Origin of the sequence: Neorhizobium turbinariae, assembly GCF_023223505.1 — a bacterium.
Classification (GTDB): domain Bacteria; phylum Pseudomonadota; class Alphaproteobacteria; order Rhizobiales; family Rhizobiaceae; genus Neorhizobium; species Neorhizobium turbinariae.
On the sequence record NZ_JALPRY010000001.1, the window covers coordinates 343,619 to 365,097 of the forward strand.

Consider the following 21,479-nt stretch of genomic DNA (forward strand, 5'->3'; position numbering starts at 1 on the left):
GTCCTAGTCTTGCGCCGAGGCGACGCAAGCGGGAGGCGGGATGAACATCATCAGATCGGTCGAGGAACTGACGGCGATCTACGGCGACGTTTCGGAAGCCTCGCTGGCGAAGGTGACGAAGACGCTGACGCTCGAATACCGACAGATGATCGAGGCCTCGCCTTTCATGGCGCTTGCCACAATTGGGCCGGAAGGCGTGGACTGCTCTCCGCGCGGAGACCTCGGCGGCGTGGTTCGGGTACAAGACGAGTCGACGCTTCTGCTTCCCGACTGGCGCGGCAACAACCGTGTCGACTCGCTCCTCAACATTGTTCGTGATTCGCGTGTCGCCCTGATGTTCCTGATCCCCGGCTCCAACACGACGATGCGGGTGAACGGCCGCGCGGCCGTGTCTGCGGATCCGGATTTACTCTCCAGCTTCGAGATGGATGGTCGCAATCCGCGCACGGTGGTCGTGATCACGATCTTGGAAGTCTATTTCCAGTGTGCCCGTGCGGTGATGCGTGCGGAACTCTGGAACCCACAGCATTTTTTCGATCCGGCAGCTTTGCCGACGCCGGGCAAGCTGCTGAAGGCTGCGAAGAGCGACTTCGACCAGGAGACTTACGATCGGGAGTGGGCCGGTCGCGCTGCCAAGACCATGTGGTGATGCCGCACACGAAAACAGCCGCCAGCTCCAGGCTCGGCGGCATGAACCTCGATGCGCGGCAGGTTACTTCTTGTAGATCAGCCAGCTCTTGCCGACGTAGTCCTTGCGCATCCGCTCCTCGAAGAAGACGGTCCGGTTGCGACCGCCGTTCTTGGCGTAATAGAGCGCGGTGTCGGCGCTGGCGTAAAGCTCGCCCGGATCGCTCGCCTGCGAGCCCATGGCAAAGCCGATGGATATGGTGACCGGGCCGTAGTCGACGCCTGAACGCGAATTGCGGAAGGTGCGGGTTTCCAACGCCCGGCGAACGCGTTCGCAGATGATCATCACTTCATCGGCAGTATTGCCTTCGACGATCAGCGCAAATTCCTCTCCGCCTGAACGTGCAACGAAGACATCCTTGCGGACGTTGGCGCGGATGACCGAGGCGACGGTCGCCAGGATCTTGTCACCTACGGGGTGGCCGTAGCTGTCGTTGATCTTCTTGAAATTGTCGATGTCAGCCAGCACAAGGGCGGTGACCGGAAGCAGCGTCGAGTTGTTGTAGGTCGCCGCAAGACGTTCATCGAAGGCGCGGCGGTTGGCAATCCGCGTCAACGAGTCGGTATTCGCAATGCGCTTGTATTCATCGAGCTCGCGGCGAACCTGGTCCATCTCCTGCGAACGCTGCTCGACACCGCCGACGGTCTTTTCGCCGTGCGCGATCGTCGTGCCCGTGGCCTCGCTCAGGAGCGTGATGGCGTTGCTCAGGAGATCGGTCGAGAAATGGCTCTTGGAGTTGATGCGCTGAGCCGTCTCGCCCAGCAGCTTGCTGTAGCTTTCCAGCGAATTCTGTTCCTGCCGGAGGAGCTTCAGAAGAGAGTCGAGCTCCACCAGGAGCTTGGAATGGGCGTCTTCGATGACCGCGGCCTGTCCCGTGCCGAGATGCCGGTGCGAAAGCTCGTCCAGTTCTTCCTGGGTGGCGCGGCTTCCAAGCGCTGCAAGATCCCGTGTCAGGTCAGGGTTGGAACCGATATAGGCTTCGTAAAACAGCTGATAATTGCGCGGGATTGGCGCAAGTCCCATCGATCGCACTGCGTAAATGATCTGGCTCACCAGATCGCTGGATTGCGCCTTTTGCGCCGTTGCCGTCGTCATCGACGTCCCCACTTTTCCCACCCAGTTTTATCTAGGAGAATTGGTATGCGAAAAATATTGGAAAAGAATTAAGAGGCGCAAATTAACGCCGATCATCGCAACGCAGAGGTGTAGGTCTCCTGTTGATGTGCGAGTGCTTGATCGTGTCGTATCGAGGCAAGTGGCGTCGGAAGTAGAATTGCCGGCTCAAGCGATAGAAAGCAGCAAAAACCCCGCCTGAGGCAGGCGGGGTTCTCGAAAATCCAATGATCTCCAGTCTTACTTCGGTCCGATCATGTTTTCCGGACGGACGTACTGGTCGAACTCTTCGTTCGTGAGGTAGCCGCCGCCGACAGCTTCTTCACGCAGCGTCGTGCCGTTCTTGTGGGCCGTCTTGGCAATCTTGGCGCAGGTGTCGTAGCCGAGCTTGGGGTTGAGCGCCGTTACCAGCATCAGCGAGTTTTCAACGCCGCGCTTGATGTTGTCTTCGCGCGCTTCGATGCCAACGACGCAGTTGTCGGTGAAGGACACGGCCGCATCGCCCAGCAACTGCACCGACTGCAGGAAGTTGTAAGCCATCATCGGGTTGTAGACGTTGAGCTCGAAGTGGCCCTGGCTGCCGGCGAAGGTGAGCGCAGCGTGGTTGCCAAAGATGTGGGCGCAGACCTGAGTCAGTGCTTCCGACTGGGTCGGGTTGACTTTGCCCGGCATGATCGAGGAGCCCGGCTCGTTTTCCGGCAGGGACAGTTCGCCAAGACCGGCGCGCGGGCCGGAGCCGAGGAAGCGGATGTCGTTGGCGATCTTGAAGAGCGCAGTTGCCGCGGCATTGATCGCGCCGTGCGAGAACACCATCGAGTCGTGCGAGGCAAGTGCTTCGAACTTGTTCGGTGCCGTCACGAAGGGCAGGCCGGTGATCTTGGAGATTTCTTCGGCGACCTTTTCAGCGAAGCCGACCGGTGCGTTGAGACCCGTGCCGACGGCAGTGCCGCCCTGGGCGAGCCTGGAAAGCGCCGGCAGCGTCAGTTCGATATTGGCAATTGCGGAAGCGACCTGAGCCGCGTAACCGGAAAATTCCTGGCCCAGCGTCAGCGGCGTGGCATCCTGCGTATGGGTGCGGCCGATCTTGATGATGTGGGAGAAGGTTTTGACCTTGGCTTCCAGTGCCTCGTGCAGGTGCTTCAGGGCCGGGATCAGGTGGCGAACGATCGTTTCGACGCAGGCGATGTGCATGGCCGTCGGATAGGTGTCGTTCGACGACTGGCTCATGTTGACGTGGTCGTTCGGGTGAACCGGCTTCTTGGAACCCATCACGCCGCCGAGCATCTCGATCGCGCGGTTGGAAATGACTTCGTTGGCATTCATGTTCGACTGGGTGCCGGAACCGGTCTGCCAGACAACCAGCGGGAAATGGTCGTTGAGCTTGCCGTCGATCACTTCCTGTGCGGCGTCAATGATCGCCTTGCCGATCGTCGGGTCGAGGCCGGCGAGTTCCATGTTGGCGCGGGCGGCAGCCTGCTTGACGATGCCAAGCGCACGCACGACGGCGAGAGGCTGCTTTTCCCAGCCGATCTTGAAGTTGCCGAGCGAACGCTGGGCCTGGGCACCCCAGTACCGGTCACTTGCGACTTCGATCGGGCCAAATGTATCGGTTTCGGTGCGGGTTGATGCCATTTTCGCTGCCTCTGTCTCTTCGTAGATGTCGCGGCGCTTTGGTCAGGCGCCAGCGCTGAATTTTGCTGCGGCATTACTATACGATTGATCTGCGGCTGCAAGCCGGAAGCGGCCTGTCTGGCGCGGTTTGCGGCGTGCCTTTTATGACACGAGGTGGTAAAAAGTGCCGCTGATCGTCACGCCTCAAGTCCGCCGGTCAGCGCCGCATGAAGGAAATATTAACCAATATTTTCTTAACGTTCCGCCTGCGCCACGCCCCGGTTGCCGTGTTCATGGAACCCTTGACGCCGGCACGCGATTCTTTTCATCGGGAACCCGATCGGGTAAATGGCGTCACACTTATTCCAGGCCGCATCAGTGCGGTGCGGACCAGAGACGGGGAAGACCTTGCAGCATTCATCTCGAAAAATTTCGCTCGCGTTAGCGCTTGTGTCGAGCGTCTCCGTCTATGCCGGTGCCGTTGCGCCGGCAAATGCGATCACACTGATGGATATCCTGCGTGGTGGCCCCGGCAAGAACCGCCAGGTCGAACCGCAGCAGGTCGTGCCGGGTGTGGCAACCGGTCGTGCTGCGATGCCGAGCGAAAAGGCGCTTGCGGATCCCGAGCCGCTGCCGAAGGTCACCGGGCCGCGCTATTATACCTATAAGGCTGATGCCCAGCGCGCGGTGAAGACAGCGGGCTTTGCCGCAGCATCTGCCGCCGACGGCACGCAGCTCATCGCGGAAGCGAAAGTCACGGCACCTGCCGATATCGCAGCCGCACTTGAAGGTTATTATGCCAAGAATGCCGAGCCGCTTTGGGTGGCAGACGGCGACATCAACGAAAAGGCGAGGGGCGTACTTGCGCTGTTCGACCGCGCCGAAGAGTTCGGTCTTGATCCGGCCGACTACCGTCTGACGGTTCCGGCACTGGTCACGGCGAGCGTTGCAGCACCGCTGGATGCGGCGGCCGAGGTCGTCAATGTTGCGACGGACGAAAGCGTTGCGACCGATGCTGGCGCGACCGATCCGGTTGAAGGCCATCAGCGGGCCTTGATGCAGTTTGAACTCGCGCTGTCCGGTAAGGTCCTGATGTTCGCGCAGGACATGCTGCGTGGCCGCATCGATGCCAACCGCATCTCCGGCTACCATGACATCAAGCGCAAGGACATGAAGCTCGCCGTAGTGCTGCCGTTCGCCAAGACCTCCACGGATGCGGCTGCATATCTGGAAGGGCTTGAGCCGAAGAGCGCGCATTATCAGGCGCTGAAGGCCGAACTCGCGAAGCTTCGCGCCGAGGACAACGCCGCCGGGCCGCAGATCGAGCTGCCGACGCAGATCCTCCTGAAGCCTGGCAAGAGCAGCGCGGATCTTGGCAACATCATTGCCGCGATCCAGCAGAAGTCCTCCGAGGCCTTGAAGACCAAGCATGCGGACGTGCTCGCCTCCTACCAGCAGACGCCGGATTACACGCCGGAACTCGTGGACGTTGTAAAGTCGTTCCAGACGGAAGCAGGCTTGAAGCCTGACGGTGTCGTCGGGGCAGCCACGATCCGCAAGCTCACCGGCCACACCGCCGAGGACAAGATCAAGAAGATCGTGGTCGCGATGGAGCAGGCCCGCTGGCTGCCGGATGAGCTTGGCAACCGGTATGTCTTCATCAACCAGCCGGCGTTCCGGGTCTATTATCACGACAACGGCGTCGAGCAGTTCTCGATGCGCACCGTCGTCGGTTCCAAGGCGAACCAGACCTATTTCTTCCAGGACGAGATCGAGACCGTCGAGTTCAACCCGTATTGGGGCGTGCCGCAGTCGATCATCATCAACGAGATGCTGCCGCGTCTGCGCCAGGATCCGAGCTATCTCGACCGCTTGGGTTACGAGGTTTCCGTGGGCGGCAAGACGGTGTCCTCGACCAGCGTCAACTGGTACGGCTCGACGGACAAGATTTCGGTCCGCCAGCCGCCGTCCAGCGACAATGCGCTCGGCGACCTCAAGATCCTGTTCCCGAACAGCCATGCGATCTACATGCATGACACGCCTTCGAAAAGCTTCTTCCAGCGGGACATGCGTGCACTGAGCCACGGCTGCGTGCGCCTGGCGGAGCCGCGAAAGATGGCCGCTGCCGTGCTAGGGACGACCATCGAGGACGTCAACGCGCGCATTGCCGGCGGGCAGAACGTGGCAGTGAAAGCGCCGGTGAAGATCCCGGTCTACATCTCCTACTTCACGGCCTGGCCGAACAAGGATGGCGTGGTCGAATTCTTCGACGATGTCTACGGCCGTGACGATGCGGTCGCCAAGGCATTCGATGCGACCACAAAGGCGCGGGCGACGAAGGTCTGATCAAGCTTTAGGGCAAAACAGAAAAAAGGCGGCCTTGAGCCGCCTTTTTTGCGTCTGGTTTACCGCGCCAGCCGCGAGCGCTCTGCTCCCCGGTCCAGCAGTTCGAGGACCATCTCCGGTGTCAGATCGGCGTAGCTTTCGATGATCCGGTCGGGGTTCAACTGGTCCACCGCAACGTCAGAGTAACCGAAAGTCACCGCCACGGCGGGAACGCCGGCGTTCTGGGCGGCCAGGATGTCGTTGATGCTGTCGCCGACCATGATGGCGTTCAGCGGATCACCGCCAGCGAGTTCCACGGTCTGGAGGACGTGACGGCCGTCGGGCTTGCGGAACGCGAAGGTGTCACCGCAGGTCATGGCGGCGAAGCGATGGGAGAGCTCAAGCTTCTCCATCAGCAGCGTCGCAAGCTGGCTGCCCTTGTTGGTGCAGATGGCAAAGCGCATGCCGGCCGCCTCAAGCCGATCGAGGCACGCCACGAGACCCGGATAGGGAAGGCTCTTGCCCGGCATGTTCGCCTGGTAGTGCTCCATGTAACGATCGAACAGTTTTGCCGCCGTCACCTCGTCCAGGGGCTCGCGTCGCAACTCGAAGGCACGCTGGATCATCACCTTGACGCCCTGGCCCACGAGATGCGTCAGGTCATCGAAAGTGACGGGCGCAAGACCGACGGCCTCGATCGTATAGTTCAGGCTGTCGATCAGGTCCGGCGCGGTATCGATGAGCGTGCCATCAAGATCAAAGACGACGAGGGGTGCTGACAAGGAATCCTCACGAGGCGTTGGGACAGTCTTTTGCTTACGAAAAGCAGGGTCAAAAAGCAAATCACCGGCAGTCTTGCGGGCGAAAGCCAGGCGAGGGGGACTTTCGTTTGCCGAAGGAGGCGTGTAAACAGCGGGCAACGAGATAGCGGGGAGCTTTTGGCGGATGGACGCCAGGGAAATGAAGGTCAAGGCGGCGCAGGTCGCCCTTTCGTATGTCGAAGACGGGATGAAGCTCGGGATCGGGACTGGCTCGACCGCAGAGGAATTTGTCCGGCTTCTGGCTGAAAAGGTGCATGGCGGGCTGCGGATCGAAGGTGTACCCACCTCCGAACGCACCGCGCGGCTTTGCCTCGAACTTGGCGTGCCGCTGAAATCGCTCGACGAGATGCCGGAACTGGACCTTACCATCGACGGCGCCGACGAAGTTGATCCGAAGCTGAACCTCATCAAGGGGGGCGGTGGCGCGCTTCTGCGCGAAAAGATCGTCGCAGCGGCCTCAAGCCGGATGATCGTGATCGCCGATGAAAGCAAGCTGGTGGAGACGCTGGGCGCTTTTCCGTTGCCGATCGAGATCAATCCGTTCGGCGAAGCGGCGACCATCATCGCCATCGAACGCGCGGCTTCCAAGCTCAATCTCACCGGCGAGTTGAAGCTGCGCCGGTTAGGCGATGGTGTCTTCACGACCGACGGCGGCCACCATATTGTCGACGCATCTTTTGGCCGTATTCCTGATGCAGAGGCTCTGTCGGCGGAACTGTTTTCCATACCCGGTGTCGTTGAACACGGGCTGTTCATTCAAATGGCGTCCATCGCGATCATTGCCGGTCCGGCAGGAGCGCGAACGCTTGAGGCGAAATAAAGTAGGAGCAACGAACTCATGATCAGATTCGCGGTTATCGGCCGTGCCGCCGCCCTGGCGATCCTCTTCTCCGGCGCTTCCATGCTGCCGGCTCATGCGCAGGACGTGTCGGAAGCACAACTCGCTGCTGCGCGTGACGCCATTGCTTCGCTGAATGTGACGGACCGCTACGACAACATCCTGCCGAACCTGGCTGAACGCCTGAAGGCTCAGTTCATCCAGGCATCGCCGAACTTCCAGTCGCAGATTTCCGACGTGGTTGACGAAGCAGCGCTTGCTCTTGCACCGCGCCGCGCTGATCTCGAAAAGGAAGCTGCGACGATCTATGCCAAGAGCTTCTCGATCGATGAGCTGAAGGTGATCTCGACCTTCTTCAACACCGAGGCCGGCAAGAAACTGCTCACCAACCAGCCGCTCGTGAACCGCGAACTCGTTCGCGCCGCGGAAATCTGGGCAAACGGCATTTCGCGTGACCTCACCAACCAGAGCACCGAGAAACTACGCGGCGTGATCGACGCAACGCCGATCGAGGCACCGACGGTGGACACCAGCGCGGCTGCACCGGCAAAGCCGGCCGCCAAGCCAGCCCCGGCAAAGCCGGCGGCTCCGGCCAAGCCTGCCCCGACGCCGGCACCGAAGCCCTGATCAAGCCTTATAACTCAATGATCCGCCCTTAGAGGCGGATCATTCGTTTTCAGGTACCGACTGCGAGGAGCGTCGGTTGAAGCAGTCTCAAATACGCCAAAAGAAAACCCCGGGGTTGTCGCCAACTCCGGGGTTTTCGTTTCGTGTCGATGAAGCGACTAGCGCTTCGAGATCGGCAGGTAGTCGCGCTGCGGTTCACCCGTATAGAGCTGACGCGGACGACCGATCCGCTGCTGCGGATCTTCGATCATTTCCGCCCACTGTGCGATCCAGCCGACGGTGCGGGCCAGCGCGAAGAGGACGGTGAACATGGTGGTGGGGAAGCCCATCGCCTTCAGCGTGATGCCGGAATAGAAGTCGATGTTCGGGTAGAGCTTCTTCTCGATGAAGTACTCATCCGTCAGCGCGATGCGCTCGAGCTCCATGGCAACCTGCAGGAGCGGGTCATCCTTGTGGCCAAGTTCGCCAAGAACTTCATGCGTGGTCTTCTGCATGATCTTGGCGCGCGGGTCATAGTTCTTGTAGACGCGGTGACCAAAGCCCATCAGGCGGAACGGGTCGTTCTTGTCCTTGGCGCGGGCGATGTATTCCGGAATGCGGTCAACGGTGCCGATTTCCTGCAGCATGTTGAGCGCTGCTTCGTTGGCGCCCCCGTGTGCCGGGCCCCAGAGGCAGGCGATGCCGGCCGCGATGCAGGCAAACGGATTTGCACCCGAAGAGCCGGCGAGACGAACGGTCGAGGTCGATGCGTTCTGCTCGTGGTCGGCATGCAGGATGAAGATGCGGTCCATGGCCCGAGCCAGAACCGGGTTCACCACATATTCTTCGCACGGCACCGCAAAGCACATGCGCAGGAAGTTCGACGCGTAGTCGAGATTGTTCTGCGGATACACGAAGGGCTGGCCGATGTGGTACTTGTAGGCCATCGCCGCGATCGTCGGCATCTTGGCGATCATGCGCAGCGATGCAACCATGCGCTGGTGTGGATCGGTGATGTCCGTCGAGTCATGGTAGAAGGCCGAGAGAGCGCCAACGGTGCCAACCATGACGGCCATCGGATGAGCGTCGCGGCGGAAGCCGGTGAAGAAGCGGCTCATCTGCTCGTGCACCATCGTGTGATGGGTCACGCGGTAGTCGAAGTCCTTCTTCTGGGCTGCAGTTGGCAGTTCCCCGTAAAGAAGCAGGTAGCAGGTTTCCAGGAAGTCGCCGTGTTCGGCGAGCTGCTCGATCGGATATCCGCGATGTAGCAGGATACCGTTGTCACCATCGATATAGGTGATCTTGGACTCGCAGGAGGCCGTCGACGTAAAGCCTGGGTCATAGGTGAAGGCACCGGTCTGCTTGTAAAGAGAGCCGATGTCGATCACGTCCGGACCGATGGTCCCCGACTTGACCTTCAGGTCGACTTTCTTGTCGCCCAGTACCACATTTGCGCTTTGTTCCGTCATTCTGATCCTCCAACCGTTCGGCGGCATGGCGCCTGACAAGCGCCACAAGAATTAAGCGTCCCGTGCTTTGCTATATGATCCGACCGCCGATGCCAAGGTATACGAAAGGCATTTTGTGCACCGCGAAATCAGCATGCCAAAGAGCAGGTTAACTCATTGAGCAATCTACTGGTGCATCCGGCAATCAGGCGGTGAAAGCAGGTGCTGATTACACCAGTTGACGGCGTGGCGGGAAACGCTAGGGTTGCAGCGACATGCCTTGTGTGGCCGCGGTTGAGGGGTTGCGGTGACGGATGAAACGGCATCTCTTGAAGCGCGCAAGCTGAACCTGTCGCTCGGGGAGGGCATGGGGCTCCCCAGACACGACCCGCCGGCAGTCGGTCATCACGGACAATTGTTCAGGACGCTGACGCGTTTGCCCACCGACAAGCCTGCCGCACCGCTCGCTCGTCTCCAGCAGGCGGCCGGTCGCAAGCTGCGACGGTTGCCTCGCGCCATGACGTTGGCTGTCGAGGAGGAGAGAGCCTTCGGGCATGGCTTCCTGTTCGTCCCGGTTGCTGTGGGCGGCGGCGCGGCCTTCTGGTTCAGCCTTGCGCGCGACCCACCATTTTGGCCTCTCGTGGTGTTTCTCATCACGAGCTCGTTGGCAGCGATTGCCATGCGCAACCGCGGTGGCGCGATGGCCCTCTCGCTGACGGCGGTGGCGCTGTTCCTGGCAGGCATGGTGCTTGCCGAGTGGGAAGCATGGCGGCGCAGCACGGTGCTCCTAGACTCGCCCGTCACCACCTTTGTAACCGGGGTCGTGGAGCGCCGAGAGGTCGATGCCTCCGGGCGCTGGCGATATATCGTGAAGGTATCGAAGACGGCGGAGCCGACGGTCGGTCGGTCGCCTGAGCAGGTTTCGCTTCTGGCGAGGTCGAAGCATCCGGCATTTCTGCCGGGTGACGTCATCAATGGGCGCGCACGGCTCTCGCCGCCCTCTGGCCCCGCGCTCCCCGGCCTGCATGACTTCGCCTTTACGTCCTACTTCGATGGGATTGGCGCCGTTGGCTTCTTTTATGGTGCGCCGAAGAAGGTCGAGCAGGCCGCGCCCGCCGAAGCCGGGTGGAATTTCGATACCAGGCGCTTCCTGTTTGGCCTGCGTGGCGCGATCGCCGAACGCATCCGCTCGGCTGTACTCGGAGATGCCGGTGCGTTCGCCGCCGCCATCGTTACCGACGAACGACGCGCCATATCCGCCGAAACCGTCGAGGCGCTACGTCTTTCGGGGCTGGCGCATATCGTGGCGATCTCGGGCCTCAACATGGCGCTTGCCGCCGGTATCTTCTTTATCGGCGTGCGCAGCGTGCTGTCGGTCTTCACAGGATTTGCCCAGCGTCACGCAATCAAGAAGATCGCAGCCGTCGGCGCTCTCGCCATGGCGACCGCCTACTACCTGATCTCCGGCTTTGGGGTGTCGGCGCAACGAGCCTACATCATGATGGCGGTGATGCTGGTCGCCGCGCTCCTGGACCGGCCCGCCATCAGCATGCGCAATGTTGCGATCTCCGCACTTGTCATCATGGCACTTACGCCGTCCGAGATCCTGGGCCCGAGCTTCCAGATGTCGTTTGCCGCGACGGCGGCGCTGGTTGCCGGTTACGCGCTCTGGAAGCGGCGCCGCGAGGGCAAGGATGCCGAGCACTTTCTGCTGCGTCACCCGCTGATGACGCCTTTGCTTGCGGGACTGACCTTCCTCTCCGGCATCTTCGTGACGTCTCTCATCGGCGGGTTGTCCACCTCGATCTATTCCATTGAACACTTTCATCGTCTCGCGACATACGGCCTTGCTGCCAACCTCGCGGCGATGCCGATCATTTCCTTCGTGGTAATGCCGGCAGGCCTGATCGGCATGCTGCTGATGCCGTTCGGGCTTGAATGGCCCTTCCTGACGGTGATGGGTTATGGTCTTGAAGCGGTCATCGCCGTTGCCAAACATGTTGCCGACTGGGGCGGCGATGTTCCTCTTGGGCGGCAGCATCCGTGGTTTCTTGCTGTCGCTACCGCCGGATTGTTGTTGCTCGTGCTCCTGCGCACGCGGCTGCGGCTTCTCGGGCTGCCGCTTCTTATGCTGGCGGTCATCTTGTCCTGGCAGGAACGGGCAAAACGGCTGCCGGATCTTCTGATCTCCGAGGATGGGACGCTGGTGGCGCTAACCCGTGGCCAGCAAGTAGCGACCAATCGTGCCCGTCCACCCGACTTTATCTTTGGCCAGTGGACGAGAGCGCTGACGCTGTCGCAGCCTTTGAAGCCGGATGTGAAGACCAGCCTGTCTCCGGGCGGCGACAATAATAGGCCTACTGAACCGTCTCGTGAGCGGCGGGCGCTGACGGAACAGGAAGTGGAGGCGGCCCGCTCTGCGATGCGATCAGCACCGGAAGGCGGGTTCAGCTGTGTCTCCAAGGCGTGGTGTGCGGCCAAAACCGATGGGAGCGTGACGGTCGCGGTGGTCGAGGATGGACGTTTCGCAGGCGCGGCGTGTGATGCCTCCGACATCGTCATAGCTCCAAGCGCCCGCTTCCACGAGTGTCGCTCCGGCGCGCTGATGATCAGCGGGCAAACGCTTCGAAAGGCAGGGGCGCTTGAGATCAACTTCAACCGCGCGAAGCAACGCGATCTTTGGACAGCAAGTGCTGCCATGGTCGGGCTCAGTCGCTCTTGGAACCGGCACCGCCATTACGACTGGCGGAGCAAAAGTTTCAGCGCGGAGCTGCCGGCGCCGCTTCGGGCTCTTCTCAGTGGTAGCGGCGAATAAGGCCGACGAGCTTGCCCTGAATCTTGACCCGGTCCGGCGGGAAGATGCGGGTTTCGTAAGCCGGGTTGGCAGCCTCCAGCGCGATCGAGCCGCCGCGACGACGGAAGCGCTTCAACGTTGCTTCTTCATCATCAACAAGCGCCACGATAATGTCGCCCGGATTGGCGGTGCTGCCGTTGCGGATCACCACCGTATCGCCATCGAGAATGCCGGCCTCGATCATCGAGTCGCCCTTGACCTCAAGCGCGTAATGCTCGCCCGCACCGAGCATCTCGGCTGGTACGGTAATATCGTGGGTGTTGTTCTGGATCGCCGAAATCGGCACGCCGGCCGCGATGCGTCCCATGACGGGGACAGTCGCCGAATTGGAATTGTCGGCCGCGGCGGGTGCAGGTTTGGCGGACGCGGTAGACGCTGACGGTTTACCAAGGCTGCCTTCGATCACACTCGGCGAGAAACCGCGGCGGGGCTGCATGCTGGGGGAGTAGGCCTCAGGGAGCTTGATGACTTCCAGGGCCCGGGCGCGGTTTGGAAGCCGGCGAATGAAGCCGCGTTCCTCAAGCGCTGTGATCAACCGGTGGATGCCAGACTTCGATGCGAGATCAAGTGCGTCCTTCATCTCGTCGAAAGATGGCGGTACGCCTGACTCCTTCATTCGTTCGTGAATGAAAAGCAGCAATTCCTGTTGTTTGCGCGTCAGCATGTCAGCACCCCAAGAGTCGGAAACAAATCCAGAACAGACACTATCTGTTCAGTATGTGTTCCGCAAGTGGCTAAATATCCGTGAAGTCATATGCATTTTTGTTGATCAGGAGCCGGTGATCTGGCCGTGAGAGCACTTGCTGCTGGCGTCGCGGTTGCCAATTTAAAAGGCCGGTTCTGGCTCGGGGGTATGACGTGAACGCAAGAGCAATCGATCATCTGGTCCTACCGGTGAAGGATCTGGCAGTGACGCGGGCGCGCCTTGGTGACCTTGGGTTCACGGTTGCACCCGATGCGCTGCACCCATTTGGCACCGCCAACGCCTGTGTTTTCCTGCGGGATGGGAGTTATCTGGAGCCGCTCGCATTCGCCAATCGTCGTCAGGCCGCAGCGGCTGCGAAGCGTGGCAATGTGTTCACCGAGCGCAATCTTGCCTTCTGTCGCACGAGGCATCGGGAGGGGCTTTCAGCCATCGTGCTCGCCACCGATGATGCGCAGGCGGATCATACCGCTTTCACGGCGCAGGGCATATCCGGCGGCGAGATGCTGGAGTTCGCCCGGCCGATGAAGCTTCCGGATGGCACGGAATCGGAGGCACGCTTTCGTCTCGCCTTTGCGGCCGACTCGCAGTCACCCAATTTCTTTCTGTTCTCCTGTCAGAGATTGAATCCACTGCCTTCGGGGCGGGAGGAACTGCTGAGCCATGCGAACGCGGTGATCGGCATCAGCGAGATCATCCTGGGTGCATCACAGCCCGATGCGGCCGTGCCGCTATTGGCGCAGGTGTTCGAGCATGAGCAGGATGAGTTGGGCGCCGGTTTCGTGGCAGCGAACGGCGTCCGTACACGGGTGATGTCCGACGATGACCTGGGGCTGCATTTCCTTCTTCCACCTCAAGCTGGCGGGGAAGGGCTGCAGGGCTGCGCCGTGATCTTCAAGACTACCGATCTTGCCGTGACAGAGATTACCCTTGCTGCTAATGACGTCGCATTCATCCGCCGAGAGGGCCGGGTGCTTGTTTCGGCAGCGCCCGGTCAGGGCGTTCTGTTCGGGTTTGAGGAATAGATCATGGAAGTTGCGGCCAATTCTCGTGTGCTCGTTGGTGAAGGCGCGGGCCAGGTTGTCTTCGCTCAGGATGCAAGGCTTTCGCTGATCGCCGGCCCCTGCCAGATGGAAACACGCGAGCACGCCTTCGACATTGCCGGCACGCTCAAGGAGCTCTGCGCCGAACTTGGCATCGGGCTGGTCTACAAGTCGTCCTTCGACAAGGCGAACCGCACCTCCATCTCCGGCAAGCGCGGCATCGGGCTTGAGCCTGCCATGGAGATCTTCGAAGATCTCAAGAAGGAGTTCGGATTTCCGGTTCTGACGGACATCCACACCGAAGAGCAGTGCGGCCTCGTCGCGAAGACTGTCGACATCCTGCAGATTCCCGCGTTTCTCAGCCGCCAGACGGACCTTTTGGTCGCGGCGGCAAAGACGGGCCGCGTCATCAACGTCAAGAAGGGGCAGTTCCTCGCGCCTTGGGACATGAAGAACGTGCTCGCCAAATTCACGCAAAGCGGCAATCCGAATGTGCTGCTCTGCGAACGCGGTGCCTCCTTCGGTTACAATACGCTTGTGTCCGACATGCGCTCGCTGCCGATCATGGCCTCGCTTGGTGCGCCGGTGGTGTTCGATGCGACCCATTCGGTGCAGCAGCCAGGCGGCCAGGGTGGCTCATCCGGCGGCCAGCGCGAGTTTGTCGAAACGCTGGCGCGGGCAGCCGTTGCCGTGGGCGTCGCCGGCGTATTCATTGAAACCCATGAAGATCCGGACAATGCGCCATCTGACGGCCCGAACATGGTGCGCCTGAAGGATATGCGCCGCCTTCTCGAAAAACTGCTCGCCTTCGACGCGATCGCCAAGGCCAATTGAGCACGGTCTCGTGTCACCGGCGCGAGACAAGCTTCTACGACATTCAAAAGTCCAACCAGGGAGAGACCCTTGACCGCCATCACCGATATCATTGCCCGCGAAATCCTCGACAGCCGCGGCAATCCCACCGTGGAAGTGGACGTTTATCTTGAAGACGGCTCGATGGGCCGTGCAGCCGTTCCGTCTGGCGCCTCGACCGGCGCACATGAGGCGGTGGAACTGCGCGACGGTGGCAAGCGCTACAACGGCAAGGGTGTCGAGAAGGCTGTCGAAGCGGTCAATACCGAGATCTTCGATGCGATCGGCGGTTTCGATGCCGAAAGCCAGATCCACATCGACAAGACGATGATCGCGCTCGATGGCACACCGAACAAGTCTCGTCTCGGCGCCAATGCCATCCTCGGCGTCTCGCTCGCTGTTGCCAAGGCTGCGGCTGAATCGTCCGGCCTTCCGCTCTATCGTTATATTGGTGGTGCCAGCGCGCATCTCCTGCCGGTGCCGATGATGAACATCATCAATGGCGGCGCGCATGCCGACAACCCGATCGACTTCCAGGAATTCATGATCATGCCGGTCGGCGCCGACACGCTGAAGGATGCCGTGCGCATGGGCGCGGAAATCTTCCACGTGTTGAAGAAGGAGCTTGCTGCCCAGGGTCACAACACCAACGTCGGCGACGAAGGTGGTTTTGCACCGGGCCTGAAGAGCGCGCCAGAGGCGCTCGACTTCATCATGCGCTCGGTCGAGAAGGCTGGCTACAAGCCGGGAGACGACGTGTTCCTGGCGCTCGATTGCGCCTCCACGGAGTTCTTCAAGAACGGCAAGTACGAGATGGAAGGCGAGGGCCGCAGCCTGGAGCCGGAAGCCATGGCAGACTACCTGGCGGAACTCGCCGGCAAGTACCCGATCATCTCGATCGAAGACGGCATGGCCGAAGACGACTGGGACGGCTGGAAGTACCTGACCGACAAGATCGGCTCGAAGGTCCAACTCGTCGGCGACGACCTCTTCGTCACCAACTCGGCTCGCCTGCGCGACGGTATCAAGATGGGCGTCGCCAACTCGATCCTCGTCAAGGTGAACCAGATCGGTTCGCTGTCGGAAACACTCGACGCGGTCGAGGCTGCGCACAAGGCTCGCTACACGGCCGTCATGTCGCACCGCTCCGGCGAAACCGAAGACTCCACGATTGCCGATCTCGCGGTCGCGACCAACTGCGGTCAGATCAAGACCGGCTCGCTGTCGCGTTCCGACCGGCTTGCCAAGTACAACCAGCTCATCCGCATCGAGGAAATGCTGGGCCCGCAGGCCGCTTACGCCGGCCGTAGCATCCTGAAGGGCTGAGGCCTTTTCGGGTCAGCCCGTAGAACGATGTGATGCAATACCAAGCCCGCGCCCTGCGCGGGCTTTTCCATTTGCCTCGATCAACGAATGGTTAAGCAAGTTATGGGAATCTGGATCCTGTCCGGATCGAATCCCCAGATCCGTTGAAGCGTAGCAGGGCATCAAGAACGGCATGTGGACCAAACATCATAAGAAGCGGAAGTTTGGCCGCCTTGTTCTTCCCCTCATCACCGTCGCCTTCCTTTCATATTTCGGCTATCATTCCGTGCATGGTGACCTTGGTCTGATTGCGACGGAGGAGTTCGAACGTCAGCGCGCGGCGCGTGCGGACGAGCTTGCAAAGCTCACGGCCAAGCGTGAAGCCCTTGAGCGGCAGGTGCGGCTGATGAGCGATGGGACACTTGAAAAGGATATGCTGGACGAGATTGCGCGTTACCAGTTGAACGTCTCTCGGAGCGACGAAATCGTCATCTTCAAAAGCTACTACTGAATTAATCGGAATCTGGTTAACTTCAGTTTTTGGTAATTATGACAGGGCTTTAGCCGGAATGTGTGCCATGCAAATATGGCATTGCTGGGGCCTCACTTCTTGCCTATGTTACGCCTCGAAATGGGATTGGAGTTCCAGCATCCTTAGCGGGTGTGCCAATTTCGCATAACGCAGAACTCAAAGGGAGGGATCGATGGCGCAACCCAATACCGCGTCTGTATCCGGCCGCAAAGCAGCGGCAAAGTCTGCTTCCAAATCCTCCTCCAAGGAATTTACCGGCCAGAATTCGCCGGACTTCACCAAGGAACAGGATCTCCACGCCTACCGCGAGATGCTTCTGATCCGTCGGTTTGAAGAAAAGGCCGGCCAACTTTACGGCATGGGCTTCATCGGCGGCTTCTGTCACCTTTATATCGGCCAGGAAGCTGTCGTTGTCGGCATGCAGATGGCCCAGAAGGAAGGTGACCAGGTCATCACGGCCTATCGCGACCACGGCCATATGCTGGCAACCGGCATGAACGCCCGCGGCGTCATGGCTGAGTTGACAGGGCGTCGGGGCGGCTATTCCAAGGGGAAGGGCGGCTCCATGCACATGTTCTCCAAGGAAAAGAACTTCTACGGCGGCCACGGCATCGTTGGTGCGCAGGTATCGCTCGGCACGGGCTTGGCCTTCGCCAACAAGTACCGCGGCAATGACAATGTTGCCGTTGCCTATTTCGGTGATGGTGCTGCCAACCAGGGCCAGGTCTACGAGAGCTTCAACATGGCGGCTCTCTGGAAGCTGCCGATCGTCTACATCGTCGAAAACAACCGTTATGCAATGGGCACCTCGACGTCCCGCGCCACCGCGCAGTCGAACTACTCGCTGCGTGGTTCCGGCTTCGGCATTCCCGGTATCCAGGTCGACGGCATGGATGTTCGCGCCGTGAAGGCTGCGGGCGACGAAGCATTGGCTCACTGCCGCTCTGGCGCGGGCCCGATCATCTTGGAAATGCTCACCTACCGTTACCGCGGCCACTCGATGTCCGACCCGGCCAAGTACCGGTCCAAGGAAGAAGTGCAGAAGATGCGTTCCGAGCAGGACCCGATCGAGCAGGTGCGTCAGCGTTTGCTGGAAAAGTCCTGGGCAAGCGAGGACGAACTGAAGGCGATCGACAAGGACATCCGTGACGTTGTTTCGGATAGCGCCGACTTCGCGCAGGCCGATCCTGAGCCGGATCCGTCCGAACTCTACACCGACATTCTGCTCTGATCGCGGGAGAGAACTTCATGCCAATCGACATTTTGATGCCCGCGCTTTCTCCGACCATGGAGGAAGGCACGCTGAGCAAGTGGCTCAAGAAAGAGGGCGACAAGGTCACCTCCGGTGATGTTATCGCCGAAATCGAGACCGACAAGGCGACCATGGAAGTGGAAGCCGTGGATGAGGGCGTGATCGGCAAGCTGCTGGTGGAAGCCGGTACCGAGAACGTCAAGGTCAACACCAAGATCGCGGTCCTGCTCGCCGAAGGCGAAAGCGCCGACGCGATCTCGGAAGCCAAGCCTGCCCAGGCAGATGCGCCGAAGGCAGATGCCGATACTCCTGCTGCAACCTCTGACGCAGCAGGCGGCAAGGCGCGCCAGTCCGACGAAGAGCCTTCGTCCAAGGCTGACAGCAAGGTCCCGGCCCAGCCGAAGATTGATGTTGCCTCCGACCCGGATATTCCGGAAGGGACGGAGATGGCGACGATCACCGTTCGCGAAGCGCTTCGCGATGCCATGGCTGAGGAAATGCGCCGCGACGAGAGCGTCTTCATCATGGGTGAGGAAGTCGCCGAATATCAGGGCGCCTACAAGATCACTCAGGGCCTGCTGCAGGAATTTGGTGCGCGTCGCGTCGTTGATACGCCGATCACCGAACACGGTTTTGCCGGCGTCGGCGTTGGTGCCGCGATGGCGGGCCTGAAGCCGATCGTCGAGTTCATGACCTTCAACTTCGCCATGCAGGCGATCGACCAGATCATCAACTCCGCTGCCAAGACGCTTTACATGTCCGGCGGCCAGATGGGCGCGCCGATCGTGTTCCGCGGTCCGAACGGTGCAGCCGCTCGCGTTGCGGCCCAGCACAGCCAGGATTACGCTGCCTGGTACAGCCATATTCCGGGCCTCAAGGTCGTGCAGCCTTACACGGCAGCTGACGCCAAGGGCCTGCTGAAGGCTGCGATCCGCGACCCGAACCCGGTCATCTTCCTTGAAAACGAAATTCTCTACGGCCACTCCTTCGAGGTGCCGAAGCTGGATGATTTCGTGCTGCCGATTGGCAAGGCTCGCATCCACAAGACCGGCAAGGACGCCACCATCGTCTCCTTCGGCATCGGCATGACCTATGCAGTCAAGGCTGTGGCTGAACTGGAGAAGGAAGGCATCGACGTCGAGCTCATCGACCTTCGCACCATCCGTCCGATGGACCTGCCGACGGTGATTGAATCGGTCAAGAAGACCGGCCGTCTCGTTACGGTTGAAGAAGGTTTCCCGCAGTCGTCCGTTGGCACCGAAATTGCGACGCGCGTCATGCAGCAGGCCTTCGATTATCTCGATGCGCCGATCCTGACGATCGCCGGCAAGGACGTGCCGATGCCTTACGCGGCGAACCTCGAAAAGCTCGCGCTGCCGAATGTCGGTGAAGTCGTCCAGGCGGTGAAGACCGTCTGCTACAAGTAACGGGGAGGGCGTTCGATGCCGATCAACATCACCATGCCGGCCCTGTCTCCCACCATGGAAGAGGGCAACCTCGCCAAGTGGCTTGTGAAGGAAGGCGACCAGGTCAAGTCCGGCGATGTCATCGCCGAGATCGAGACCGACAAGGCGACCATGGAAGTGGAAGCCGTCGATGAGGGTACCGTGGCGAAGATCGTCGTGCCGGCCGGTACGGAAGCGGTGAAGGTAAATGCCTTGATCGCCATCCTTGCTGCCGAAGGCGAAGATGTCGCGGCAGCCGCCTCTTCCGGTGGTGGTGCGCCTGCGCAGGCAGAGGCATCGAAGGCCGAGCCTGCAAAGGCGGAGACAGCACCGGCTCCGAAGGCTGCTGAGCCCGCGCCGCAGGCCTCGACGCCTGTCGCGGATGCCAAGCCTGCTCCGTCGACACCTGCGCCGGTTGCCGATGGCAAGCGCGTGTTCTCCTCGCCGCTTGCACGCCGTCTCGCCAAGGAAGCCGGCATCGACCTGTCGTCTGTTGCCGGCTCCGGCCCGCACGGTCGCGTCGTCAAGGCGGATATCGAGAAGGCAGTCGCATCCGGTGGCACGAAGTCGGCTGCTCCGTCAGCCGAAGCAGGCGCCGCGGCACCTGCTGTTGCACCGGCCAAGGGCCAGTCGGACGATGCCGTGCTGAAGCTCTTCGAGCAGGGTTCCTACGAACTTCTGCCGCATGACGGCATGCGCAAGACGATCGCCTCGCGCCTTACCGAGTCGAGCCAGACGGTTCCGTCATACTTCGTCTCCATAGATTGCGAAATCGACGCGCTGTTGAAGCTGCGTGGCGAGATCAACGCCTCGGCTCCCGTGAAGAAGACCGAGAAGGGCGAGGTTCCGGCCTTCAAGCTTTCGGTCAACGACTTCATCATCAAGGCGATGGCGCTTGCGCTTCGTGACGTTCCGATGGCGAACGCCTCCTGGACGTCGACTGCACGGGTCATGCACAAGCATGCCGATGTCGGCGTGGCAGTTGCCATCCCCGACGGGCTGATCACGCCCATCGTCCGGAAGGCTGAAACGAAGACGCTGTCTGCGATCTCCAATGAGGTCAAGGACCTTGCCAAGCGTGCGCGTGACAAGAAGCTGAAGCCGGAAGAGTATCAGGGCGGTACGACATCCGTGTCGAACCTTGGCATGTTCGGCGTGTCGAACTTCACCTCGATCATCAACCTGCCGCAGGCCTCAATCGTATCGATCGGTGCGGGCGTGGAGAAGCCGGTTGTCCGCAACGGCAAGATCGAGGTCGGAACTGTCATGACCGCCACCTTCGCCTTCGATCACCGCGTCATTGATGGTGCGCTCGGCGCGGAACTGGCTTCTGCCTTCAAGCGCTACATCGAAAATCCGATGGCGATGCTCGTCTAAGTCCGGAGGGCCGGCTTGTGAAAACCGTTCTCTGCTTCGGCGACTCGCTGACCTGGGGCTACAATCCGGATGGCCCCGGTCGCCATGCCTATGAGGATCGCTGGCCAAGCGTGCTTGGCGCGGCCCTCGGCAGCGAGGTCACGATAATCGCCGAAGGTCTGAACGGTCGCACCACCGGCTATGACGACCATTTGGCCGATTGCGATCGCAACGGCGTGAGGACGCTGCCGACGGTTCTTCATACTCACATGCCGCTCGACCTCGTCATCATCATGCTGGGGTCGAACGACATGAAGCCGGTCATTGCCGGTACCGCGCACGCGGCGCGTTCCGGCATGCAACGGCTTGTCGGGCTGATACGGCATCACGAATACTCCTTCGACTATGATGCGCCCGACGTGCTGATCGTCTCGCCTCCGCCGCTTTGCGAGACGGCAGATCCTGTGTTCTCCGCCATGTTCCGTGGCGGCGTGGAAGAGTCAGCGATGCTGGCTTCGCTCTACCGGGACCTGGCGGACGACATGGGCTGCGGTTTCTTTGATGCCGGATCGGTCGCAAAGACCACGCCGATCGATGGCGTGCATCTGACGGCAGACAATACGCGAGCCATCGGACGCGGCCTCGAGCCGATCGTCCGGATGATGCTCGGACTTTAATAGTTGAGAG

Annotated in this window: 18 protein-coding genes; 13 read left to right on the plus strand and 5 right to left on the minus strand. The window is 60.8% G+C overall.

Going from position 1 to position 21,479, the window contains the following annotated elements; all coding sequences use genetic code 11:
• Positions 1-40: 40 nt before the first annotated feature.
• The gene (locus tag M0654_RS01590; protein ID WP_248681534.1) at positions 41-649 is read left to right on the plus strand and encodes a pyridoxamine 5'-phosphate oxidase family protein; all 609 of its coding nucleotides are present in this window, start codon (positions 41-43) and stop codon (positions 647-649) included.
• Positions 650-712: 63 nt separating this feature from the next.
• Here the strand turns inward: M0654_RS01590 and M0654_RS01595 are convergent, their stop codons facing one another.
• A complete protein-coding gene (locus M0654_RS01595; protein ID WP_118849922.1) occupies positions 713-1,783 on the minus strand; it encodes a GGDEF domain-containing protein in 1,071 nt (356 codons plus the stop codon).
• A 258-nt stretch (positions 1,784-2,041) separates the two neighbouring features.
• Entirely contained in the window at positions 2,042-3,433 is a 1,392-nt protein-coding gene (fumC, locus tag M0654_RS01600; protein ID WP_248681535.1) for a class II fumarate hydratase, read from the minus strand.
• Positions 3,434-3,760: 327 nt separating this feature from the next.
• On the opposite strand from fumC, the gene M0654_RS01605 reads away from it, so the two are divergent.
• Positions 3,761-5,758, plus strand: a complete 1,998-nt coding sequence (locus M0654_RS01605) for a L,D-transpeptidase family protein (protein WP_248681536.1) — start codon at positions 3,761-3,763, stop codon at positions 5,756-5,758.
• A gap of 59 nt (positions 5,759-5,817) precedes the next feature.
• On the opposite strand, the gene gph is transcribed toward M0654_RS01605, so the two are convergent.
• Positions 5,818-6,519, minus strand: coding sequence for a phosphoglycolate phosphatase (gph, locus tag M0654_RS01610; protein WP_248681537.1), 702 nt, complete (start codon positions 6,517-6,519; stop codon positions 5,818-5,820).
• Positions 6,520-6,682: 163 nt separating this feature from the next.
• Here gph and rpiA point away from each other — a divergent pair, with 163 nt between their 5' ends.
• Both rpiA and M0654_RS01620 read left to right on the plus strand, forming a co-directional pair.
• The gene (gene rpiA, locus M0654_RS01615; RefSeq protein WP_248681538.1) at positions 6,683-7,378 is read left to right on the plus strand and encodes a ribose-5-phosphate isomerase RpiA; all 696 of its coding nucleotides are present in this window, start codon (positions 6,683-6,685) and stop codon (positions 7,376-7,378) included.
• 18 nt (positions 7,379-7,396) lie between these two features.
• On the plus strand, positions 7,397-8,023 hold the full coding sequence (locus M0654_RS01620) for a DUF2059 domain-containing protein (protein WP_118849918.1): 627 nt from the start codon (positions 7,397-7,399) through the stop codon (positions 8,021-8,023).
• Positions 8,024-8,181: 158 nt separating this feature from the next.
• Here M0654_RS01620 and gltA read toward each other — a convergent pair whose 3' ends face one another.
• Positions 8,182-9,471: a citrate synthase gene (gene gltA, locus M0654_RS01625; RefSeq protein WP_248681539.1), complete on the minus strand. Its 1,290-nt coding sequence runs from the start codon at positions 9,469-9,471 to the stop codon at positions 8,182-8,184.
• 286 nt (positions 9,472-9,757) lie between these two features.
• On the opposite strand from gltA, the gene M0654_RS01630 reads away from it, so the two are divergent.
• Positions 9,758-12,265, plus strand: a complete 2,508-nt coding sequence (locus M0654_RS01630) for a ComEC/Rec2 family competence protein (protein ID WP_248681540.1) — start codon at positions 9,758-9,760, stop codon at positions 12,263-12,265.
• On the opposite strand, the gene lexA is transcribed toward M0654_RS01630, so the two are convergent.
• Positions 12,246-12,968, minus strand: a complete 723-nt coding sequence (gene lexA, locus M0654_RS01635) for a transcriptional repressor LexA (protein ID WP_248681541.1) — start codon at positions 12,966-12,968, stop codon at positions 12,246-12,248. The genes M0654_RS01630 and lexA overlap by 20 nt on opposite strands.
• A 194-nt stretch (positions 12,969-13,162) precedes the next feature.
• Between lexA and M0654_RS01640 the strand changes: the two genes are divergently transcribed.
• From M0654_RS01640 to M0654_RS01675, 8 genes are all read left to right on the plus strand, one after another.
• Complete coding sequence (locus tag M0654_RS01640; protein WP_248681542.1) at positions 13,163-14,032, plus strand: VOC family protein; 870 nt, start codon at positions 13,163-13,165, stop codon at positions 14,030-14,032.
• 3 nt (positions 14,033-14,035) lie between these two features.
• Positions 14,036-14,884 (plus strand): 3-deoxy-8-phosphooctulonate synthase, encoded by an 849-nt coding sequence (kdsA, locus tag M0654_RS01645; protein ID WP_282571485.1) that lies wholly within the window; start codon positions 14,036-14,038, stop codon positions 14,882-14,884.
• 69 nt (positions 14,885-14,953) lie between these two features.
• Positions 14,954-16,228: a phosphopyruvate hydratase gene (eno, locus tag M0654_RS01650; protein WP_248681543.1), complete on the plus strand. Its 1,275-nt coding sequence runs from the start codon at positions 14,954-14,956 to the stop codon at positions 16,226-16,228.
• Positions 16,229-16,400: 172 nt separating this feature from the next.
• On the plus strand, positions 16,401-16,718 hold the full coding sequence (locus M0654_RS01655) for an FtsB family cell division protein (RefSeq protein WP_118849912.1): 318 nt from the start codon (positions 16,401-16,403) through the stop codon (positions 16,716-16,718).
• 193 nt (positions 16,719-16,911) lie between these two features.
• Positions 16,912-17,970, plus strand: a complete 1,059-nt coding sequence (pdhA, locus tag M0654_RS01660) for a pyruvate dehydrogenase (acetyl-transferring) E1 component subunit alpha (protein ID WP_248681544.1) — start codon at positions 16,912-16,914, stop codon at positions 17,968-17,970.
• A gap of 17 nt (positions 17,971-17,987) precedes the next feature.
• Positions 17,988-19,418: a pyruvate dehydrogenase complex E1 component subunit beta gene (locus M0654_RS01665; protein WP_248681545.1), complete on the plus strand. Its 1,431-nt coding sequence runs from the start codon at positions 17,988-17,990 to the stop codon at positions 19,416-19,418.
• A 15-nt stretch (positions 19,419-19,433) separates the two neighbouring features.
• A complete protein-coding gene (locus M0654_RS01670; protein WP_248681546.1) occupies positions 19,434-20,813 on the plus strand; it encodes a pyruvate dehydrogenase complex dihydrolipoamide acetyltransferase in 1,380 nt (459 codons plus the stop codon).
• 17 nt (positions 20,814-20,830) lie between these two features.
• Positions 20,831-21,469 (plus strand): SGNH/GDSL hydrolase family protein, encoded by a 639-nt coding sequence (locus tag M0654_RS01675; RefSeq protein ID WP_248681547.1) that lies wholly within the window; start codon positions 20,831-20,833, stop codon positions 21,467-21,469.
• Positions 21,470-21,479 lie beyond the last annotated feature (10 nt).

Bases quoted from the DNA above. Each gene is read 5' to 3' on its own strand.
- M0654_RS01590 (WP_248681534.1), top strand. From the start codon at position 41: ATGAACATCATCAGATCGGTCGAGGAACTGACGGCGATCTACGGCGAC.
- M0654_RS01595 (WP_118849922.1), bottom strand. From the start codon at position 1,783: ATGACGACGGCAACGGCGCAAAAGGCGCAATCCAGCGATCTGGTGAGC.
- fumC (WP_248681535.1), bottom strand. From the start codon at position 3,433: ATGGCATCAACCCGCACCGAAACCGATACATTTGGCCCGATCGAAGTC.
- M0654_RS01605 (WP_248681536.1), top strand. From the start codon at position 3,761: ATGGCGTCACACTTATTCCAGGCCGCATCAGTGCGGTGCGGACCAGAG.
- rpiA (WP_248681538.1), top strand. From the start codon at position 6,683: ATGGACGCCAGGGAAATGAAGGTCAAGGCGGCGCAGGTCGCCCTTTCG.
- M0654_RS01620 (WP_118849918.1), top strand. From the start codon at position 7,397: ATGATCAGATTCGCGGTTATCGGCCGTGCCGCCGCCCTGGCGATCCTC.
- gltA (WP_248681539.1), bottom strand. From the start codon at position 9,471: ATGACGGAACAAAGCGCAAATGTGGTACTGGGCGACAAGAAAGTCGAC.
- lexA (WP_248681541.1), bottom strand. From the start codon at position 12,968: ATGCTGACGCGCAAACAACAGGAATTGCTGCTTTTCATTCACGAACGA.
- kdsA (WP_282571485.1), top strand. From the start codon at position 14,036: ATGGAAGTTGCGGCCAATTCTCGTGTGCTCGTTGGTGAAGGCGCGGGC.
- M0654_RS01655 (WP_118849912.1), top strand. From the start codon at position 16,401: ATGTGGACCAAACATCATAAGAAGCGGAAGTTTGGCCGCCTTGTTCTT.
- pdhA (WP_248681544.1), top strand. From the start codon at position 16,912: ATGGCGCAACCCAATACCGCGTCTGTATCCGGCCGCAAAGCAGCGGCA.
- M0654_RS01665 (WP_248681545.1), top strand. From the start codon at position 17,988: ATGCCAATCGACATTTTGATGCCCGCGCTTTCTCCGACCATGGAGGAA.
- M0654_RS01670 (WP_248681546.1), top strand. From the start codon at position 19,434: ATGCCGATCAACATCACCATGCCGGCCCTGTCTCCCACCATGGAAGAG.